1 protein-coding gene is annotated in these 515 nt (G+C 34.4%); it reads right to left on the bottom strand.

Annotation, left to right across the window (positions count from 1 at the left end):
* The coding region (locus AB4486_RS25295; protein ID WP_372119473.1) for a CDP-glycerol glycerophosphotransferase family protein at window positions 1–515 on the bottom strand (515 nt) is incomplete at both ends.

The raw sequence follows: 515 nt of genomic DNA, 5'->3' as shown, positions 1-515 counted from the left end.
CTAATTTACTGTTTAATAAATGTTTATTGAAGTCATGAAATGGGAATAGCCTAACATCATCATATGGGCGCCATGTAGGGCTATAAAGAGTAAATTTTGTATTCTTATTTTTTCTGAAACTCTCTATAAACTCTGAGCAGGATTTATTCATAGAATCTAATCGGGGTTGCCTAGCTACCAGAACTTGTTCGTTTGTTACTCCAAACGCTTTCCCTATGTAATCTGAAAAGTAATCTGATGGGCTTAAGTAATAACTAATATTTGTGCTCATCACTTTATAATATAATTTTTTCATTAAACCAGCAGATTGATCCATAAGGCCGATGTTTTTTAGTGGTGTTCCGTGCCCGAGTTGAATTACGAGGCGATGATACTTCATGAAAAGCCCACTGACAGGAGCATCCATAGTACTCATAACCCAGCATTTTGCTTTTAAAATATACACTTTCTGAAGGAAACCTTTGTTCGATATAAAATAATCCCCTAACTCTCTATTAAGATGTTCTCTTTTTTTA

The organism is Vibrio sp. 10N.222.55.C6 (assembly GCF_041473395.1).
Taxonomy (GTDB): Bacteria; Pseudomonadota; Gammaproteobacteria; order Enterobacterales; family Vibrionaceae; genus Vibrio; species Vibrio crassostreae_C.
The sequence above is the reverse complement of the archived record's forward strand: the minus strand, read 5'-3'. Positions and strand labels throughout refer to the sequence as shown.